The following is a 3,102-nucleotide window of genomic DNA, read 5'->3' on the forward strand; positions in this document are numbered from 1 at the left end:
CGAAGGCGGCGGCGAACACCTCGTACCGCTCGTGCAGTTCGCGTCCCATGCCCGCCCGCTGGCTGCCCTGACCGGTGAACAGGAAGGCCGTACGAGCCGGTCCGCCGGCCGTTCCCCGTACGACCGCCGGGTGCTCCTCCCCGGCGGCCAGCGCCGCCAGCGCCGTCCGGGCCCCTTCGTGGTCCTCGGCGAGCAGCACCGCACGGTGCTCCAGGGCGGCTCGGCCCAGGGCCAGGGCGCCGGCCGTCCGGGCGAGGTCCACGTCCGGGTGATCGTTCAGGTAAGCGGAGAGGCGCTCGGCCTGCGCCGGCAGCGCGTCCGCCGTGCGCGCCGACAGGGTCAGCAGCACCGCACCCGCACCCGTATCCGTACCGGGCTCCGGGACCGGCTCCACGTCCGGATCCGGTCCTTGTTCCAGGATGACGTGGGCGTTGGTGCCGCTGATGCCGAAGGAGGAGACGGCGGCGCGGCGCGGGTGACCGTCCCGGGTGGTCCAGTCCCGCGCCTCGGTGAGGAGTTCGACCGCGCCGGCCGTCCAGTCGACGTGCGGGGACGGCTCGTCCACGTGCAGGGTCCGGGGCAGGACGCCGTGGCGCATGGCCTCGACCATCTTGATGACACCGCCGACGCCGGCCGCCGCCTGGGTGTGCCCGATGTTGGACTTCAGCGAGCCGAGCCACAGCGGCCGGTCGGCGGGACGCCCCTGCCCGTACGTGGCCAGTAGGGCGTCCGCCTCGATCGGGTCGCCGAGCCGGGTACCGGTGCCGTGCGCCTCCATCGCGTCGACGTCCGTGCCGGTGAGTCCGGCGGTGGCCAGGGCCTGGCGGATGACACGTTCCTGCGAAGGCCCGTTGGGCGCGGTCAGCCCGTTGCTCGCGCCGTCCTGGTTGATCGCCGTGCCGCGGACGACGGCCAGGACCCGGTGCCCGTTGCGGCGGGCGTCCGAGAGCCGCTCCACCAGCAACAACCCGGCGCCCTCAGCCCATGCCGTGCCGTCGGCCGCCGCGGCGAACGGCTTGCACCGGCCGTTCGGGGCGAGGCCGCGCTGGCGGCTGAACTCCAGGAACATGCCCGGCGTGGGCATCACCGTCACCCCGCCCGCCAGCGCGAGATCGCACTCGCCCTGCCGCAGCGCCTGCACGGCGAGGTGCAGGGCCACGAGCGAGGACGAGCAGGCGGTGTCGACGGTGACGGCCGGACCCTCCAGGCCGAACGTGTACGCCAGCCGCCCCGAGGCGACGCTCGCGGTGCTGCCGGTCAGCAGGTACCCGTCGTAGCCCTCGGCGCCCTCGTGGAGCCGCGGCCCGTAGTCCATGGCCGTCGCACCGACGAACACGCCCGCCCGCGCGCCGCGCAGCCCGTCGGGTGCGATCCCCGCCCGTTCGAACACCTCCCAGGCCGTCTCCAGGAGCAGCCGCTGCTGCGGATCCATCGCCGCGGCCTCGCGCGGGCTGATCCCGAAGAAGCCCGCGTCGAAGTCCCCCGCGCCGGTGAGGAACCCGCCCTCCCGCGCGTACGACGTCCCGGGGTGGTCGGGGTCGGGGTCGTACAGTCCGGCCAGGTCCCAGCCCCGGTCGGCGGGGAAGGGGCCGATCGCGTCGGTGCCCGAGGCCACCAGCTCCCACAGCTCCTGCGGAGAGCCGACCCCGCCCGGGTAGCGGCAGGCCATCCCCACGATCACGATCGGGTCGTTCCCGTCGAGCGCGGCCGGTGTCCGGTCCTCCTCCGGAGCCGCCGCGCGCGGACCCGCGTACCGCTCCTGGAGCAGCGTGACCACGGCCTCGGGCGTGGGGTGGTGGTAGATCAGCGCGGACGGCAGGGAGAGCCCGGTCGCGGACCGGAGACGGTCGCGGAGCTCTACGCCGGAGAGCGAGTCGAACCCGAGATCCTTGAAGCTGCGCGCGGTGTCCACGGACTCCGCGGTGACATGGCCGAGTACGAAGGCGACGTGCGTACGGACCAGTTCCGTCAGGTCGGATACGGCGGGAAGCTCGGGTACGGCGGGAAGGCCGAGCACCGCGGGAAGGTCGGATACGGCGGGAAGCTCGGGTACGGCGGGAAGGCCGAGCACCGCGGGAAGGTCGGATACGGCGGGAAGCTCGGGTACGGCCGGCGTGTCGACGGCGGGTACGGCGGGTGTGCCGACGTACCCGTCGGCCACCGCGTCGGCGGCCGAAGCCCCCTCCATCCAGTACCGCTCGCGCTGGAAGGCGTACGTGGGCAGCGGCACCGCCCGGCCCCCGCGGCCGGCGAACATGCCAGTCCAGTCCACCGCCGTCCCACGGGCGTACGCGCCCGCGACGGCGGCGAGGAGCGTGGCCGCCTCGGGCCTCCCGCGCCGCAGCGCGGCCGCCAGGACCCGACCGCCGGCCGTCCCCGCCGGAGCCGGCCCCGTCAGGGTCCGGCGGGCCGCCCCCGTGAGCACCGCGTCCGGCCCGAGTTCGAGGTACACCGTGGCACCCGCGTCCCGGAGCGCCCGTACGCCGTCGTGGAAGCGGACGGCCTCCCGGATGTGGCGGGCCCAGTAGTCGGGGGAGGTCAGCTCCTCGTCGGTCGCGAGGGCCCCCGTCACGTTCGAGATCACCGGGATGCGGGGTGCCCGGAAGGCGAGCCCCGAGGCGACGGTGCGGAACTCCTCCAGGATCGGGTCCATGCGGGGCGAGTGGAAGGCGTGGCTGACGGTGAGACGCCGGGTGCGCCGGCCCTCCGCGGCGAGCCGGGCGGTCACCCGCTCGACCTCGTCCTCGTCGCCCGAGATCACCACGGAATCGGGCCCGTTGACGGCGGCGAGCGTCACTCGTCCGCTCAGCAGCGGCCGGACGGCGTCCTCCGGCGCCTCCACGGCGGCCATCGCGCCGCCAGGCGGCAGCTCGCCCATCAACCGGCCGCGCGCGGCGACCAGCAGCGCCGCGTCCTCCAGGGAGAGGACGCCGGCCACATGCGCGGCTGTCAGCTCCCCGATGGAGTGGCCCGCCACGAAGTCAGGGGTGACGCCCCAGCTCTCAAGGAGCCGGAACAGGGCGGTCTCCAGGGCGAACAGGGCGGGCTGGGTGTACTCGGTGCGGTGCAGCAGCGGGTCGTCGTCGGCGAAGACGATGGTCT

The 3,102-nt window shown here is 74.9% G+C and carries 1 protein-coding gene; it reads right to left on the bottom strand.

Going from position 1 to position 3,102, the window contains the following annotated elements; translation table 11 throughout:
• Positions 1-3,102, bottom strand: a 3,102-nt coding sequence (locus tag ACFWUY_RS41120) for a beta-ketoacyl synthase N-terminal-like domain-containing protein (RefSeq protein WP_384121998.1), incomplete at both ends; no start/stop codon positions are given.

It is taken from the genome of Streptomyces sp. NPDC058664, assembly GCF_042716635.1.
Classification (GTDB): Bacteria; Actinomycetota; Actinomycetes; order Streptomycetales; family Streptomycetaceae; genus Streptomyces.